Below are 16,205 nucleotides of genomic sequence, written 5' to 3' on the forward strand. Positions count from 1 at the left end.
AACTATTTAATCCCCATGAAAACTGATTTAATCCCTTATAAAACAACCTCCCAAATCCTTCAAGAAGGAGATTGGCATACGGAAAAAATTCATATCTCTTCTGACAGTTATAAGGCGCTTCGAGAGCAAGCGAACGAACATAACCTGTCACTAAAGGCTGTATTAGCACTTACTGCCCTACTCTCTTTAAAAACGGGTCTGGATCTGACGGATCAGGAAACGGGCGAAGAAATTACGATCTTTACTAAAGACTATTTTTCCTCAATTCCCCTCCACTCAGATTCAGAGAATACCAAATTTGACAACATTTTTATGGATCTCTGCACGGAACTACAACATTCCATTGTATCCAAAACAGGCAAAAATGTAACATCACCGCACAATAAATTTCTAGTGATATTGCACGAGAATCCCTCTGATCTTGAAGTTCCGGAAGTTACGCCTTCGGTTCTTATCACTATTACGGTTGCAGAGACCCTGCAAATCGACTGGCAGGTTAACCGTGCATTTTTAAGCGAAGAAAGAGTAAAATCTTTGGCTGAAACACAAAACCGTTTACTGCACTGGACAGCAAAAGAAAACCTGCAACAGTCTGTGCCGGATCTTTTAAGCGAACAAAAAAGAAAAATAAGGGGCGAAGTAAATCAGACCTCAGCGATTATTGAGCCCCAACTTATACATCAGGCCTTTTTTCAGCACGCCAAAAAACACCCGCTGGATATTGCTCTTTACTGGGAAGACAATCAATCTTTCCAGATAAGTTATGGAGAACTGGCCAACACTGCTTTAAAACTAGCGCGTGTTTTGACAAACAACGGAGCTCAAGAGGAAAGTCGTGCTGCTATTGTATTACCCAAAGGTTCTTCACAGATTCTTGCTGTGATGGGAATTTTGGGAAGTGGTGCTCTCTATATTCCGATAGGTGTAGAACAACCCGCTGGTCGTCAGGAGAAAATCTTTAAAAAAGCCGGAGTGCAATTTATCGTTACCGACACTGCTACACTATTGAATTTTCCTCACCTCAAAGATTTAGCAAAAGAGCAGAATATTATTATTGTAAATCTGGATGAAATTTCAGAAGTCAATCCGTTAGAAGCGCCGGTAAGTTCAAATGTGCAGCAACTGGCTTATATCATTTTTACTTCAGGATCTACCGGTGAGCCTAAAGGTGTTGAAATAACCCATGCAGCAGCCTGGAATACGATTCAGGACATTAATACAAAGTTTAACGTCAGCGCTTCAGACAAAGCCATAACCCTATCTGCTCTGGACTTTGATCTGTCTGTTTATGATATTTTTGGACTCTTAGCAGTAGGCGGATCGTTAGTCTTAATTAAGGAAGAAGAGCGAAAAGAAGCTTCACTCTGGCTGCATTTAGTTGAAAAACACCAAGTGACAGTCTGGAATTCAGTTCCGGCACTTTTTGATATGTTACTTGTCATGTCTACAACAGAAAATGATTTGTCGAGCCTTCGTTTAGTTTTAGTCTCCGGAGACTGGGTGGGACTGGACTTGAAAGACAGAATGATTGAAAAATCTTCCAATTGCCAACTCATTGCTCTTGGAGGAGCTACCGAAGCATCGATCTGGTCTAATTTCTTTCCGGTAAACGAAGTAAAACAAGACTGGAAATCAATTCCGTATGGCAAACCACTTTCCAATCAAAAATATCGCGTGGTAAACCATATGGGTATGGATTGTCCTGATGAAGTTATTGGCGAATTGTGGATTGGAGGAAAAGGAGTCGCTTCGGGCTATACCAACAACAAAGAGCTTACAGCAAGCAGATTTGTTACAGCCAATAACGAAAGATGGTACCGCACAGGCGATCTCGGACGTTATTGGCCAGACGGCAATCTGGAGTTTTTAGGTCGCATCGATCATCAGGTAAAAGTAAATGGTTTTAGAATCGAACTCGGAGAAATAGAGTCTGCTCTTAAAACTTTCCCCGGAGTAGCTCAGGCTACTGCAGTTGTTCTTTCCATCAACCAATCGGCACATTTAGTTGCGGGCATAGTCGGTGAAAAAAATCTTTCGACTGACACGCCCAATGAAGTTTTATCGATCGTAACTGCCTCTGCTGTTGCTAAAACGGAATACAAAACTCAAAAACAGGTAGTTGCTTCTTTTCTGTATGAATTATTAGAATTATCCAAACACACAAAAGAGAACGCTGTAAATAATACCGATAATTCTTCCTCAAACCTGCCGTTACCAATACAAATAATACAATTACGGGCACAACTTATTAAAGAAATGAGCATTGCTCCTGAACAGATTTCGGTATTAGACATGTGGCTTAACTGGATGTATGCAGAGAATGTTTTAACTGTAAATGATGGTCAGCTTTTCTTCGATACTCAAACTAACCCGGTTACTAATAATGATAGTTTCTTTACTGGTTTTAAAGAGAAATTAAAGGAACGCAAACCTCTATTTCGTCAAATATTGTCCAATGTTGTTCCCTCTGTTGCTTTGCTGGATGATCAAATACTCTCACCGGAAGTATTAAGCACACACGACAACGGCACCCTGAGCGGAATTGAACGCATTGCTGAAAAAATCAATCAGGAACTTAGCCAATCTAAAAAAACAATAAAAGTGGCCATCCTTGGTGGTCGTACAGGTGTATTAACTGAAAAGCTACTTCAGGCAATTCACGGAGATCAGATTGAATTTTCGGTAATTGATGAAGGTCGTGCAATGGTGCGCAGTTTTACTGAACGGCTGTCAGAATCCGGATATCAGGTAAACGGAATTGAACTAAAACACAATCAGGTTCCCGAAGAATATTGGTATCATTTTGACTTTGTAGTTAGCATTAACACGCTGCACCGTTTTCCTGAACCCGATCAGGGCGTCTTTATAAGCAGCCTGCTTTTAAACAACGGAGGCCGTCTTTTAGCTCTTGAAGCCGAACTATTAATGCCTGCAGCATTGATAAGTTCAGGTGTAATTGATCGTGGGTTTCAGCACTTCAATCCGCAGCGCAGTGAAGTGTTCAGTCCAATGTTAAATGAAAAAGCCTGGAGAAACTATTTTATAAAAACCGGATTAACCAAGGTTCATGCCGAAAACATTCCCGATTCTTCTACCATTTTGTATGATACCGGCAGTCCTGAGAATCGTTATCAGTTAAAAGAAAGTACTATCCTGTCTCACATTCAAACCTTACTTCCTCCGCACATGATACCCGAAAAGTTGGCTATCCTTCCGTGGATGCCCTTAAGTGCAAATGGAAAAATAGATCGAAAGTCATTTACCGAACTGCTACGAACTATAATTGAAGCTGATGTTCGAAAAAGTATGGAAGACTTTGAAAAACCAATCAATGAAATGGAAGAAGGCATTGCCGCCATATGGAAAGATTTACTGGCACTGGAAGCGATCAGCAGAAACGATGTGTTCTTTGAAATTGGAGGCGACAGCTTATCGGCTACACGTTTTCTGACAGAGGTAAAAAAACAATTTGAAGTACAATTATCACTGAGAGAGCTCTTTGGAGCAACTTTAAAAGATACGGCTGCTAAAGTGCAATTAGAATATTTGAAACTACAGCAGGAATTACAAACCATGGAAATAGGAGAAATTTAAGATGATAGGAATAATTGGAGGTTACGGAGAAGTAGGTCATCATGCCTGCCTTACATTACAGCAATATGGAATTGGTCCATTGAAAATTGGAGGGCGAAATCCTGAGAAAGGAAAAGCCAAACAGGCTGCTTTTTTACCCGAAGCCATCTGGGAAAAAGTAGACGTAGAAGATGACCAAAGTCTTTCTGACTTTATTGCCGGCTGTGATTTGATATTAAATTGTGCTGCCCCATCTCATCGTTATTCCAGACGCATCGCTAAAATTTGTTTACAACATCAGGTAAACATGGTAGATGCGGGAATAGACAATAATTACGAAAGTGATCCACTGGATACCGGAGAAAATGTAATTGTCTACGCAGCCGGAGCAACCCCAGGATTCTCGGGACTTTTTCCTTTGTGGTTTGGCAAGCAGTTTCATAAAGTGCAATCACTACTTAGCTATTATGGTACTTCCGGCCAAATAACTCCTGCCGGTGCAGAAGATTATCTCGAAGGGTCTCTACATTCAAACAATAGCCCACGAGCAGCCTGGAGAAATGGCATAGTTCCGAATGTATTGTCGCGAAAAAGCGGAGTCAGACTCCCTTTTTTCCCGGGAGAAATTACCTTGTTTCCCCTATTTGACGACGAAACCCATCTCGTAGCCAAAAGACTTGGGCTCGAAAACGGAGAATGGTATGCTGCAGTGGAAGGAGAAAAGTCAATTGCGGCACTTGACAGCGCCAGTTTTGAATACAAAACAAATCCAAAAGCCATGATTGAAAAATTATGCTTTGCAGTAGAAATGGACACCCTTGGAAGAAGTCCTTATTTCATTCTTATGGTTCAGTTAAAAGGAGAATCCGACGGCACAGAAAAAACACAAACTGCCATTTACGAAGTCAGTAAAATTATTCCGTTCTGCGGAAAAATAGCTGCAATTATGGTAAAAGCAGTACTGGAAAACAAAATAAAACCCGGACTACATCACACCGCCTCCATCGAGGATGTCAATTATGTGATGGATCATTTGGAAAAAACAACTGACACACATAGTATTCAAATCATTGACTACTCCATCGAAGAACTTTCATTTGAGGAGGAAGGAACCTTATAAATATTTCAAAAAAATGACTAATAGCAACGGAAATTATAAACCACGAAAAATTAGAACAGTAGTTTTTGGTTCTACTTTCGGGCAATTTTACCTCGAAGCACTAAGCAACCTCAGTGATGACTTTGAAATCAAGGGACTAATAGCCAGTGGTAGCGAACGCTCAAAAAAATGTGCTGAAGCTTACGGAATACCTCTTTTTAATGATATCAGAGAAATTGATCCAAACGATATTGATCTGGCCTGTATCATCCTGCGTTCAGGAGTTATGGGCGGTAAAGGAACCGAATTTGCTCTTTACTGTATGGCAAACGGAATTCATGTCATACAGGAGCATCCCATTCACCACAAAGATTTGACCACTTGTTTACGAGTGGCAAAATCCAATCAGGTGCATTTTACTACGGGAAACTTATACATTCACCTGCCCGCTTTTAGAAGGTTTACCGAAGTAGCCAAACACCTTTTTGAAACAAAGAAAGTAGTTTATCTTGATATTGCGCTGGCAACTCAGGTGTCCTTTCCGTTGGTTCAGATGATGATTGCGCTTTTACCGAACCCAAGACCGCTTAAAATACATCATGTTCTAAAAGATTCGGGGCCTTTTCAAGTGCTCACAGGCGAATGGGGAGGCTTGCCTTTTACCCTTCGTGCCCATAACGAAGTAAATCCAAACGATCCCGATAACCATCAACATTTATTGCACACGATTTCGATCGGATGCTCCGGAGGTACTTTGTCGTTGACAGACACTCATGGTCCGGTAGTTTGGAAAACCCAACTGCATATTCCGCATAACGAGTTGCTAAAAAATGTCTCGCCCGAACATCAGCTGACTGAAAAAAGCACCTTGATTCTCGGACCTGAATTTCCACCAAGTTATCAGGAAATACTTCAAAAACAGTGGCCAAGAGCCATTGGAAAAGACCTGCAAATGATAAAAAGTTTCATCACAGGAGAAAAAAAACCGGAACAACGTGCCCACCTCGAACTATTGTGTACCCAACTATGGCATGATTTAACACATGCCTTGGGAGCCCCTCAATTAAGACCTGATGCGCTGTATCAGCATGTAGAAGTAAGTACCTTAAAAGAACTAGCCGATAAAATTCCGGCTGAACCGGAAGAAACAAGCGTATACTAATCCGGCTAAAAATCAAATAATATTAATAACTCGACTATTGTGATATGATTGCGTATATAGAATCGGCTGATGTTCAGGAACTGATTAGCAGCATGCGAAAAAAGAAAATTCAGCTTTGGACAGAAGATGGAAAATTAAAATTTAAAGCTCCCAAAGGAGTGATGGATGAGAATACTTTAGAACTACTCAAAGAAAATAAAACCAAAATCCTCGAGTATCTGGAGTCAGAGAATAAGGCCATTACAATTCATGACGATCTCCCAAATCGTTACAAACCTTTTCCGCTCACAGATGTGCAATCGGCTTATCTATTGGGAAGAAATCAAGGCTTCAGGTATGGAGGGGTTGCCTGCCACCTCTACATGGAATTAAAATATAATGCTCTGGATCACAAACTTGTCGAAAATACCTGGAATATCTTAGTTCAAAGACACGAAATGTTAAGAGCTACAGTTAGTAATCAGGGTTTCCAAACCATCCAGAAAGAAACACCACGTTTTAAGGTGAGTTATCAGGATGCTTCTATGTTAGCCGTTCCAAAACAAGCCTCCGTTCTTGATGAGGTACGAGATCGTATGAGCCATCGTGTTTACGATACAGAACAATGGCCTCTATTTGATATTGCTTTAACGACAACGCAGTCCGGACAGCAGAAAGAGGCTGTACTACATTTTTCTATGGAATTCCTCATTGCAGATTGGATCAGCATGTGGATGCTGATGGCAGAATTTGAAAAACTATATTTCAATCCCAACACACAGCTTCCTGCGCTAAACCTGAGTTTCAGAGATTATGCAATTGCGGAAAGAGGAGTACGTGAAACCGCTGCCTATGCCAAAGACCGCAGTTATTGGCTAAACCGGGTAGAAACATTACCGGCAGGTCCAAATCTGCCTATTCACAGACGTGAAAATACTTCTTCCAATCACTTTACACGTAACAGTACCCTAATCGAAAAAAAGAAATGGGAAAATTTTAAAACAACCGCAAACTCGCATGGTGTTACTCCTACTTCGGCAGTAGCGGCCGTTTATGCCTCCGTGCTCGAACGCTGGAGCGAAACCCAGCATTTTTGCCTGAACCTTACCGTGCTAAATCGCATGCCTCTTCATCCCGAGGTAAACCAAATTGTAGGCGATTTTACTTCGGTAAGTTTACTTGAAGTAGATTGGAGAGACCAAAAAGCATTCTGCGAAAAAGCAAAAGATATGAACATGCAGTTGTTTGACGATCTGGATCATACCTTATTTACCGGAGTTGAGGTACTACGTGAAATGACAAAAAAGCAGCAAAACGGAAGAGTACTTTTGCCTGTAGTGCTAACCAGTGCTATCGGGTTACTGGACACGGGTGAAGAAGCAGGATTAAAAGGTCAGATTGGCGATTACAACATCAGTCAGACACCACAGGTATTTATTGATTGTCAGGTTGTAGATACTGCACAAGGCTTGTCTGTAAACTGGGATGTCCGCGACGGTATTTTCCCTGAAAATATGATTGACGACATGTTCGCTACCTTTGAAACACTACTCAACGAACTTGCCGATAATACCGGATACTGGAATAAAAAAGACCTCATTTCGTTACCCGCCCGACACCAACAAGAAAGAGACCAACTGAATCATGAACCGGCAAAATTACCGGAAGAATTACTGCATGAACCTGTTCTCAAAAGTTTTAGAACTTTAGCAGACAAAACCGCTATCGTTGATCAGCAGGGTTCATTTACCTATAAAGATGTAGAGCAAAAAGCAGTAGCCATTGCTTTAAAATTAAAAGAATTAGGTTGTTCCGAGCAAGATAAAGTAGCGATTACACTTCCAAAATCGCACCATCAGGTAACCGCTGTACTGGCAGTACTTGCATTAGGTGGTGTTTATGTGCCAATAGACGAAAACCAACCCCTTGAGAGACGAGCAAAGATTATAAAAAATGCAGGTATTCGCTATGTACTTACCAACAACGAAATTAATCAGCTGGGCAATGAAATTGAAGATAGCGTGAATATTATTGCTGTAGATGCGTTGCAAGGCCCTACAGAAATAAGCCTTGAAGAGATTTCGACGAAAACAAAACAGAATCTAAATGCCCCCGCTTATGTAATTTATACTTCAGGTTCTACCGGTGAACCTAAAGGAGTGGTCATTTCACATCTGGGTGCTATGAACACGATTGAAGATATAAACAGACGCTTTAAAATTGATCAAAAAGATAGTGTACTTGCCTTATCACAACTTGGTTTTGATTTATCAGTATACGATATTTTTGGGCTGCTGGGACTTGGTGGTACGATCGTCTACCCTCATCCTGATCGTCAGCGCGATCCTTCGCATTGGCTGGAATTAATCCAAAACTATGAGATAACGTTATGGAATACCGCACCGGCGCTGATGCAAATGTTTATTAACTTTCTTGAAAATGAAAAGCAACCGATTAACACCTCACTTACTCATTTCAGACTCGCCATGTTATCGGGAGACTGGATTCCTTTGAATCTTCCTGACACCTTATTGCAGCTTGTGCCTTCTGTGCAGCTAATAAGTCTGGGTGGTGCTACTGAAGCCTCTATTTGGTCTAATTTTCATGTGTACCAAGGTTTACAACCTGATTGGAACAGCATACCCTACGGCAGACCCCTTTCTAATCAAGGCTTCCGAATTTTAGACGAACAACAGCGAGATTGTCCGGAGTGGAAATCGGGAGATTTATTTATCACCGGTTCCGGATTGGCATTAGAATACTTCAATGACCCTGTGCTCACCAATGAACGTTTTTTTCCTCATTCGGTTGATGGTGAAAGACTGTACAAAACCGGAGACTTAGGCAGATATACTCCCGGAGGTGAAATTGAATTTTTAGGACGAAGAGACAAACAAGTAAAAATAAGAGGCCATCGTATCGAGTTAGGCGAAATTGAATCGGCTCTGACCCTACATCCTGCTGTTTCTAATGCCGTTGTTATTGCAAAAGCCAATACAGAGAATAATAAAATCAAAACCTTATTTGCTTTTATCGTTTCTGCGGACCATCAATCTGATACGGATCTTGTTTCCGAATTGTTTTCACTTTTGGGCAAAAAAGTACCTTCTTATATGGTTCCTTCCCATATTCAAATTATTGATAAGATACCCGTAACGGCAAACGGCAAAGTGGATATTAAAAACCTGGAAGCTCTATGTGTCTTTGAAACGGATCAGCACGCTACCGGAAATCAGGATTTTCAGGATGAGACTGAAAAAACCATCCATGACTTATGGTGTAGTTCATTAGGTATGGACAGTATTGGAAAACACCAGAACCTCAATGACTTTGGAGCGGACTCTTTAATATCGGCTCAAATGGCCGGAAAATTACGTGATATTTTTACCGAAAAAGGGCATACTAATCTAAGTTTTGATCTGATTCTGAGACAAATTCTGACTTCTCCTACCATTGCCGGTTTAGCAGATTTCTTTAGAGATCAGAGACAAAATAATAGCATAGAGGAAAAAGTTCAGGAAACAAAAAAACCAACTCGCATTGGAACGCTAACGCATTTTGGCGGCGATCCATCCGGGACTCATCGCATTATACTTCATGCAGGTGGCGGTACACTGGATCGATATAAACATCTGATCCGTGAAATGGTCAACCAGCATTCGGGAGCGGTATACGGGATTTCTGTGGGTGATTTTGATGCCTATTGTTCGATAGACAGCGATCAGCTGGTCGAACGTATCGCAGATGATTATTGTGCTTCGATTATTGCAAATGATCCGAAAAAAGTACAACTGATTGGGTATTCCATTGGTAGTATGGTAGCGGTAGAAATGGCCCGAAGACTAAGTGAAAAAGGAATCGAAGTAGTTGATTTGTGCATTATAGATGCCATCCGTGTTCCATTTAAAGTATATGATGATTTATTTGTTGAATTCCGTTTCCTTCCTAATTTAGGTCTTACCCCCGCCGATGCCGGTTTTGGTAACATGAACGGAGCTATATTTATGGACTGGGTCACCAATACACTTCAGGAAAACAGAAACGAACTTCCAGAAGGAGCTATTTTTAACATACAAGGCAACAGCGAATTGGTTCAAATTAGTTCGGTTTTCAACAATATGAAAGCAATGAGCCAATCCGATCGTTTTGATGCTTATCTGAGTGCCATGAAACGCCTCTCCGGACGTGAAATGCCAAAAGAACTTCTGGAACGAACGTACAGTACTTTTGCTCAAAACTTTAAAGCTTCGAGGTTTATCTCACCACCTTATTTTGGTGATATCCGCTATTTTAAAGCAAAAGAACAAGGAAGTACAACCGCTACCGGAATCAATGACGACATCGTTGAACTGTGGTCTGAAATAAGTCTTGGAAAATTGCAGATCACAGAAATTGAAGGCGATCATTTGGGTTGTGTAGATGAAGAATATGCTCTTGATCTCGCCAACCATTTACGAGAAGTTTCGCCTAAATAATCCTTCAATAGTATGAATACCAGTATTGAACAAAAAGATAAAATCCTCAGTGGTAATTTATGGAACTTAGCGTTGAGCTTGTCATGGCCCATCATCATAGCAATGGTCTTATACGGACTTAATATGGTCTTAGATGCGATTTTGGTCGGGTTATTTATCGGTGAAAATGCTTTAGCAGCTGTTGTTATTACCTATCCCGTAGTTTCTTTAACTATGGGTATCGGCTCCCTCATTGGTGTGGGGGCCGGTTCTATACTCAGCATCGCTATTGGTGAAAAAGACTATCAAAAACAGGCATCGCTATTGGGCAATGTCAATTTTTTATGCATCATTCTGTCAATGGCCTACTTGGTCTTTGCTTACTTTTCCTGCGGCATTATTTTGCAATTTATGGGTGCTGAAGGTGAAGTACTAAGTCTTGCTCACACGTATTTTCAGCATACCTTATTTGGTGTTTTCTTTTGGGTATATGGTTTTGCTTCTAATATGATTGTGAGAGCAGAAGGCAAAATGAAACTTGCTGCACTCATCATGGGAACAGGTTTAGCAGTGAATGTACTTGTTAGTTATTTCTTAATAGATATATTCAAACTTGGAATAACAGGTGCTGCCTGGGGCATGAATGTAGGTATGCTGGTTTATTCTGTTTTTGGACTCTATTATTTCCGGAGTAGATTTATTTCTTTTCCTGCAAAACCGCTCTCATTAAAATACGATACCGGCATTCTAAAAACGATAACTTCTTTAGGAATGGCTTCCTTTGTTATGGTAGCCATGAGTCTGATACAGGCGATAGCCATCTTTCAAAGTCTTTCACGATACGGCAGTACGCTCGATTTGGCTGTCTACGGAGCAGCCTATCGCATCTATACTTTATTGTTAATGCCTATTGCCGGCTTTATGAGAGCGCTGCAACCCATCGTCGGAATCAATTATGGTGCAGGAAAATACAATCGAACGGTAAATGCTTATTTAATTTTTGTCGTATTATCAACAGCACTCATTTTGCCTTTATGGATTCTGTTAATGGCATTCCCCGGACAAATACTTTCTTCGATGATTAACGTAGCATTATTACAAAACCTGCATTATAAAAATTTTCAGGTTTTATTGTGGGCTACTCCCGTCATTCCATTTTTATTTATGACTATGAGTTTTTATCCATCCATCGGCAAAGGTAAACCGGCAGTATTTCTGGCCATTACCCGGCAAATCATTTTTTACGTACCGGCCATGCTTATTTTACCTGTACTATTTGGAATAAACTGGATTTACCTTGCTTCAAGTGCCATCGAGTATATAGTAGCTATTATTGCTATTATTATGATTAGCCGCGAATTGAGGCAACTAAATAAACTATAAGCCAAATAATTTATGACTTCTATAATCGTCCTTTTAAACCACTCAAATTAAAACAATGATCAACTTGCCTAAAAACCTCCACGCCGCTTATTTTGATGTGGATGGTACACTAACCAAAAGCAACATTGTCGAGCCGCTAATGTTCATCAAAAAACAGCTACTATCCCCCTCTATGTACAAACTTTGGAAAGCGGTTCTGCCATTTCGATTTATTTATTGGACTGTACTTGACAAAATCAATCGCGAAATGTCAACGGCTTCCATCTATAGGCAATACAAGGGTATAACTGTCGAAGAAATGACTACCCTGCAATACCAATGCTATGAGGAAAACTATAAAAAGAAACACTATTCAAAAGCATTTGAAACAGTCCATTCCTTCAAAGAACAAGGTACTCAGATTGTTTTAGTTTCAGGTTCCTTAGATATCTTTTTGCAACCCTTAGCGACGGAATTGGATGCAGCATTAATTGCAACTTGTTTAGAAATAAAAGACGGAATTTATACCGGAGAAATTACAGGCCGTGCCGTTTCCGGAAAACAAAAAGCCGAACTGGTAAACGAACATGCACATAAAAACCAACTCAATCTCGAAAATTGTGCTTCTTTCGGAAATTCTACTGATGACATTCCCATGTTGTGCTCCGTGAAATATCCTGTGGCCATTAATCCCGATAGAGGGTTAATTTCTATAGCCAAAAAAAACAACTGGGATACACTTATTTGGTCTTAAAAAAGCATATATAGTATCAAGAGTTTGATAAACTCGATCTTCCACAACACCCCAATCTTCAATTTAGTATTTCACATTTCGGAGATTGGGTAATGGGTGTGGTTTCAGCAGTTTTGGTCGGAATTAATATCGAAAAAATAGCTACTGTAAAAACAGATACCTTTCCATTGTATAGAAGAATATAAATTTTCGCTTTGTTCACTAATTGAAAATTTTTCGAAAAATATAAAGTTACTCCGGCTTACTTAATTTAGTGAAGAGGTAAAAGAATTCTTTGATCTCTTAAATTACAACACCAAATTTGACTTCAAATAGTAAGCAAATTCCTCATACATTTTATCCCGAAATCAAAATCCAATAAAAAAATTAAAACCAGTTTCATAAAACCAATGAACTCAATTATAATTTTTAATGGCAGATAACATGGCAAACCTCTGTATGTTTTTGATTTTCCTGAAAATTTCTAACTACAATTCTTGTCTTTTCGCGTCAAAAATATTCCTAATCACGTCACAAATTCCCTAAGGGCATAATTTATTTTTGCTTCATTTAAAATTATTCTAAATAAATTATAGCAAAGCCATTTATGAAATTAAAAATTGTGATTACACGTTTATTTTTGCTGTTGTTTTTTTGTGCGTCACTTCATGCACAGCAAAAATCGATTAAAGGAAGTGTGCAGGATACCTACGGAACAGCACTAATCGGAGCCCTCCTTACTGTTAGAGAAACCCATCAAACCGTAAAGTCCAATGAGTATGGAGAATTTGAATTTACGGTTTCCGGTCAGCAGACCATACATCTTAAATGCACTTATTATGGTTACTATGAGGCAGAAAAAAAAATTGATTTAATTTCCGGAAATTTAGAAAGAGTACAATTTACTCTTAAAGAAAATACAACAGCACTGGAAGAAGTTATCATTACTGCTGAGAAAAAAGAAACCAAACTTCAAAGAACACCTATTGCCGTTTCTGCCATTTCAGCTAAAGAAATCGAGCAGCGAAAAATAACAGAAATGACCGACCTGGTTATGAATGTACCCAATCTGATTACGATGAGCGGTGGCTCTCCAACCCTTAATATTATGTCGATAAGGGGTATTCTTACTTTTTCAACAGACCCGGCTATCGGTGTTTATATCGACGGCATCCCAATGTTTGATGGGTATGCTTCCTCGATGCAGCTGCAGGATATTGAACGAGTTGAAGTTTTAAGAGGACCTCAAAGTACACTTTATGGCCGAAATGCTTTAGGAGGTGTCATTAATATTCTTAGCAAACAGCCCGGTAATACCTCCAAAGGATTTGCCGAAGCAGGTTTCGGAAATTACAATTCCCAGGAGTATAGGGCCGGGATTTCCACTCCACTAATTAAAGACAAACTTTTTACTTCGATAAATGGCTTTTATACGGCGCGAAATGGCCTGTATGAAAACGAGTTTACCGGAAAAAAATTTGATAACTATAAAAATTACGGAGGGAATTTCTTTTTGAAATATCTCGCTTCTGATCGTCTTTCTTTTCTTTTAAATTCAAAACTGGAAAAAAATGATATCATCGGAACCTTTGCTTACGCCATGAATGCCGCATATGCTAATGAAAAGCCCTATAAGGTAAATCAAAACGGGAAAAACATAGAGAACCGAACATTATCTACAACTTCTCTCCTTGCACAATATAAACTAGACAACTGGGAACTGTCCTCCTTGACCGGTTACAGTTATCTTAATGATATTTATGATGCTTATGATCAGGATTTCACACCTTACGATATTATAACTTATCTGGCGCCGACAAGACCACAGCGAACCTTAACGCAAGAACTAAAAATAGCATCACGCAATTTAAAAAAATGGGATATAACAGGTGGATTATTCGCATTTCTTGACAACAAAAAAGCTGAATCTCAATTTTACTATGGTCCTGATGCTGTTACGGCAGATCCTAATGCCCCTTACTTATACTCTACTATTTCTGAACAGAAAGGAAAAGGTTTAGCAGCTTACGCACACCTAACTTATGCTTTAACTGATAAACTAAAACTAACTGGTGGAATTCGTTATGATTATGATGAAAAAAAGATGGTTCTGCATGATGAGTTTGAAAAAAAACCGGCGCCCGTTCAGGTGTATCCCGAAAGAGAAGCAAGTACTTCATCAAATGCTATTTCGCCTAAGCTGAATCTGTCTTATCTGGCTGCAGAAGATATGACGCTTTATGCAAATTATGCAAAAGGCTTTCGTCCCGGAGGAGTTAATCAATACGGTAAGGCATCCAGTACACATTTGAGTTATGAACCGGAATATACTGACAACTACGAAATCGGGGTTAAGACCGAATGGTTTCAGCGAAGACTAAGAGCCAATTTTGCAGCATTTTATACCTATTGGAGAGATCAGCAGCAGACTCTTATGGCCCCTGAAACGTATGTTGCCAATATTGGAGAAATGAACAGTAAAGGAATAGAAATTGAACTGACCGCGCTTCCTGTAAAAAACCTTGAGATACGTTATAATCTGGGAGTGGTAAATACCCAATATAATAAACTGCTGCTGCTGAATGATGACAAAAGTGACAACATAGATTTTAAAGGCAACAAACAGATTTTTACTCCCGATTTTTCTTCGTCCTTATCCGTTACTTATTCCGGAAAAATTACTAAAGATGTCAATTTCTTTATTGTTCCGGAATGGAAATACCTTGGAAAATATTATCTGACTTATTACAATGATCTGATTCAGGATCCTTTTTCTCTTGTTAACATAAATGCGGGAGTAAAATATAAAAAATACGAACTAAAATTCTGGGTTAAAAACCTGACGGACAGCCGTTATTTCTCCTTTGTATATGCTAATAACAGAGGAAACAATTCTCCTGTTTCCCTTGGATTACCCACCACACTTGGAACAAGTTTAAAAGTAACTTTTTAATTAAACACATTATGGAATTAGAAATAAAAAACCTTTTCAAGACCTATAATAAAGATAAAAAAGCACTAGCCGATATTTCACTGACGATCAATAAAGGAATGTTTGGATTGTTAGGTCAGAACGGTGCAGGAAAATCTTCGCTTATGCGTACAATAGCCACTCTGCAAGATCCCGATTCGGGGAGTATCACTTTTAATGGCATAGATGTTTTGAAACAGCCTCAGGAAATGAGAAAAATATTGGGATACCTTCCACAGGATTTTGGGGTGTACCATAATGTCAGTGCATTTGATATGATGCACCATATTGCTAAAATGAAAGGAATTACCAATAAAAATGAGAGACAGCAAATCGTAGATGAACTTCTTCAAAGAGTAAATCTTCACGATGTAAAACACCGCAGACTTTCTCATTATTCCGGCGGAATGCGTCAGAGATTTGGTATTGCACAGGCATTACTTGGAACTCCAAAAATAATTATTGTAGACGAACCGACTGCCGGGCTTGATCCTATGGAACGCAACCGTTTTTATAACCTATTGAGTGATATTGGCGAAAATACCGTTGTAATACTCTCTACCCATATCGTAGAAGATGTATCAACACTATGCAATGATATGGCCATTATTGGAGACGGAAAAGTACTTAAGTACGGGAAACCTGCTGCGATTGAAAATGAATTGAAAGGCAAGCTTTGGACTAAAAAAATAGAAAAAAGCCAGCTCCAGTCTGCATTGTCGGATTATCAGGTCATTTCTACTTATTACGAGTCCGGAAGCCCAGTCCTAACAATTCTTTCAGAGAGCAGACCTCATGATTCTTTTGCAGAAAAAAAACCTACACTTGAAGATGCTTACTTCAATCTTATGTTTGAGCAACAAATTAAATAG

At 39.5% G+C, this 16,205-nt stretch carries 8 protein-coding genes; all 8 read left to right on the forward strand.

All coding sequences use genetic code 11. The annotated features are described in order from the left end of the window. Positions 1–15: 15 nt before the first annotated feature. The 8 genes from G3A47_RS18050 to G3A47_RS18085 all read left to right on the forward strand — a co-directional run bounded on the left by G3A47_RS18050 (position 16) and on the right by G3A47_RS18085 (position 16,205). A complete protein-coding gene (locus G3A47_RS18050; RefSeq protein ID WP_166924855.1) occupies positions 16–3,594 on the forward strand; it encodes an amino acid adenylation domain-containing protein in 3,579 nt (1,192 codons plus the stop codon). 1 nt (position 3,595) lies between these two features. Further along, the gene (locus G3A47_RS18055) at positions 3,596–4,693 is read left to right on the forward strand and encodes a saccharopine dehydrogenase NADP-binding domain-containing protein (RefSeq protein WP_166924857.1); all 1,098 of its coding nucleotides are present in this window, start codon (positions 3,596–3,598) and stop codon (positions 4,691–4,693) included. Positions 4,694–4,706: 13 nt separating this feature from the next. Beyond that, positions 4,707–5,834 carry a Gfo/Idh/MocA family oxidoreductase gene (locus G3A47_RS18060; protein ID WP_166924859.1) on the forward strand — a complete coding sequence of 376 codons (1,128 nt, stop codon included), beginning with the start codon at positions 4,707–4,709 and terminating at the stop codon, positions 5,832–5,834. A 44-nt stretch (positions 5,835–5,878) separates the two neighbouring features. Then, the gene (locus G3A47_RS18065; RefSeq protein ID WP_166924861.1) at positions 5,879–10,288 is read left to right on the forward strand and encodes a non-ribosomal peptide synthetase; all 4,410 of its coding nucleotides are present in this window, start codon (positions 5,879–5,881) and stop codon (positions 10,286–10,288) included. Positions 10,289–10,300: 12 nt separating this feature from the next. Further along, complete coding sequence (locus G3A47_RS18070) at positions 10,301–11,650, forward strand: MATE family efflux transporter (protein WP_166924863.1); 1,350 nt, start codon at positions 10,301–10,303, stop codon at positions 11,648–11,650. Between the two features lie 55 nt (positions 11,651–11,705). Beyond that, on the forward strand, positions 11,706–12,383 hold the full coding sequence (locus tag G3A47_RS18075) for an HAD family hydrolase (RefSeq protein WP_166924865.1): 678 nt from the start codon (positions 11,706–11,708) through the stop codon (positions 12,381–12,383). A 586-nt stretch (positions 12,384–12,969) separates the two neighbouring features. Next, positions 12,970–15,315, forward strand: coding sequence for a TonB-dependent receptor (locus G3A47_RS18080; RefSeq protein ID WP_166924867.1), 2,346 nt, complete (start codon positions 12,970–12,972; stop codon positions 15,313–15,315). An 11-nt stretch (positions 15,316–15,326) separates the two neighbouring features. Beyond that, positions 15,327–16,205, forward strand: coding sequence for an ABC transporter ATP-binding protein (locus tag G3A47_RS18085; protein WP_166924869.1), 879 nt, complete (start codon positions 15,327–15,329; stop codon positions 16,203–16,205).

This window comes from Flavobacterium poyangense, assembly GCF_011751075.1.
GTDB classification, from domain to species: Bacteria; Bacteroidota; Bacteroidia; order Flavobacteriales; family Flavobacteriaceae; genus Flavobacterium; species Flavobacterium poyangense.

Bases quoted from the DNA above. Each gene is read 5' to 3' on its own strand.
- G3A47_RS18050 (WP_166924855.1), top strand. From the start codon at position 16: ATGAAAACTGATTTAATCCCTTATAAAACAACCTCCCAAATCCTTCAA.
- G3A47_RS18055 (WP_166924857.1), top strand. From the start codon at position 3,596: ATGATAGGAATAATTGGAGGTTACGGAGAAGTAGGTCATCATGCCTGC.
- G3A47_RS18060 (WP_166924859.1), top strand. From the start codon at position 4,707: ATGACTAATAGCAACGGAAATTATAAACCACGAAAAATTAGAACAGTA.
- G3A47_RS18065 (WP_166924861.1), top strand. From the start codon at position 5,879: ATGATTGCGTATATAGAATCGGCTGATGTTCAGGAACTGATTAGCAGC.
- G3A47_RS18070 (WP_166924863.1), top strand. From the start codon at position 10,301: ATGAATACCAGTATTGAACAAAAAGATAAAATCCTCAGTGGTAATTTA.
- G3A47_RS18075 (WP_166924865.1), top strand. From the start codon at position 11,706: ATGATCAACTTGCCTAAAAACCTCCACGCCGCTTATTTTGATGTGGAT.
- G3A47_RS18080 (WP_166924867.1), top strand. From the start codon at position 12,970: ATGAAATTAAAAATTGTGATTACACGTTTATTTTTGCTGTTGTTTTTT.
- G3A47_RS18085 (WP_166924869.1), top strand. From the start codon at position 15,327: ATGGAATTAGAAATAAAAAACCTTTTCAAGACCTATAATAAAGATAAA.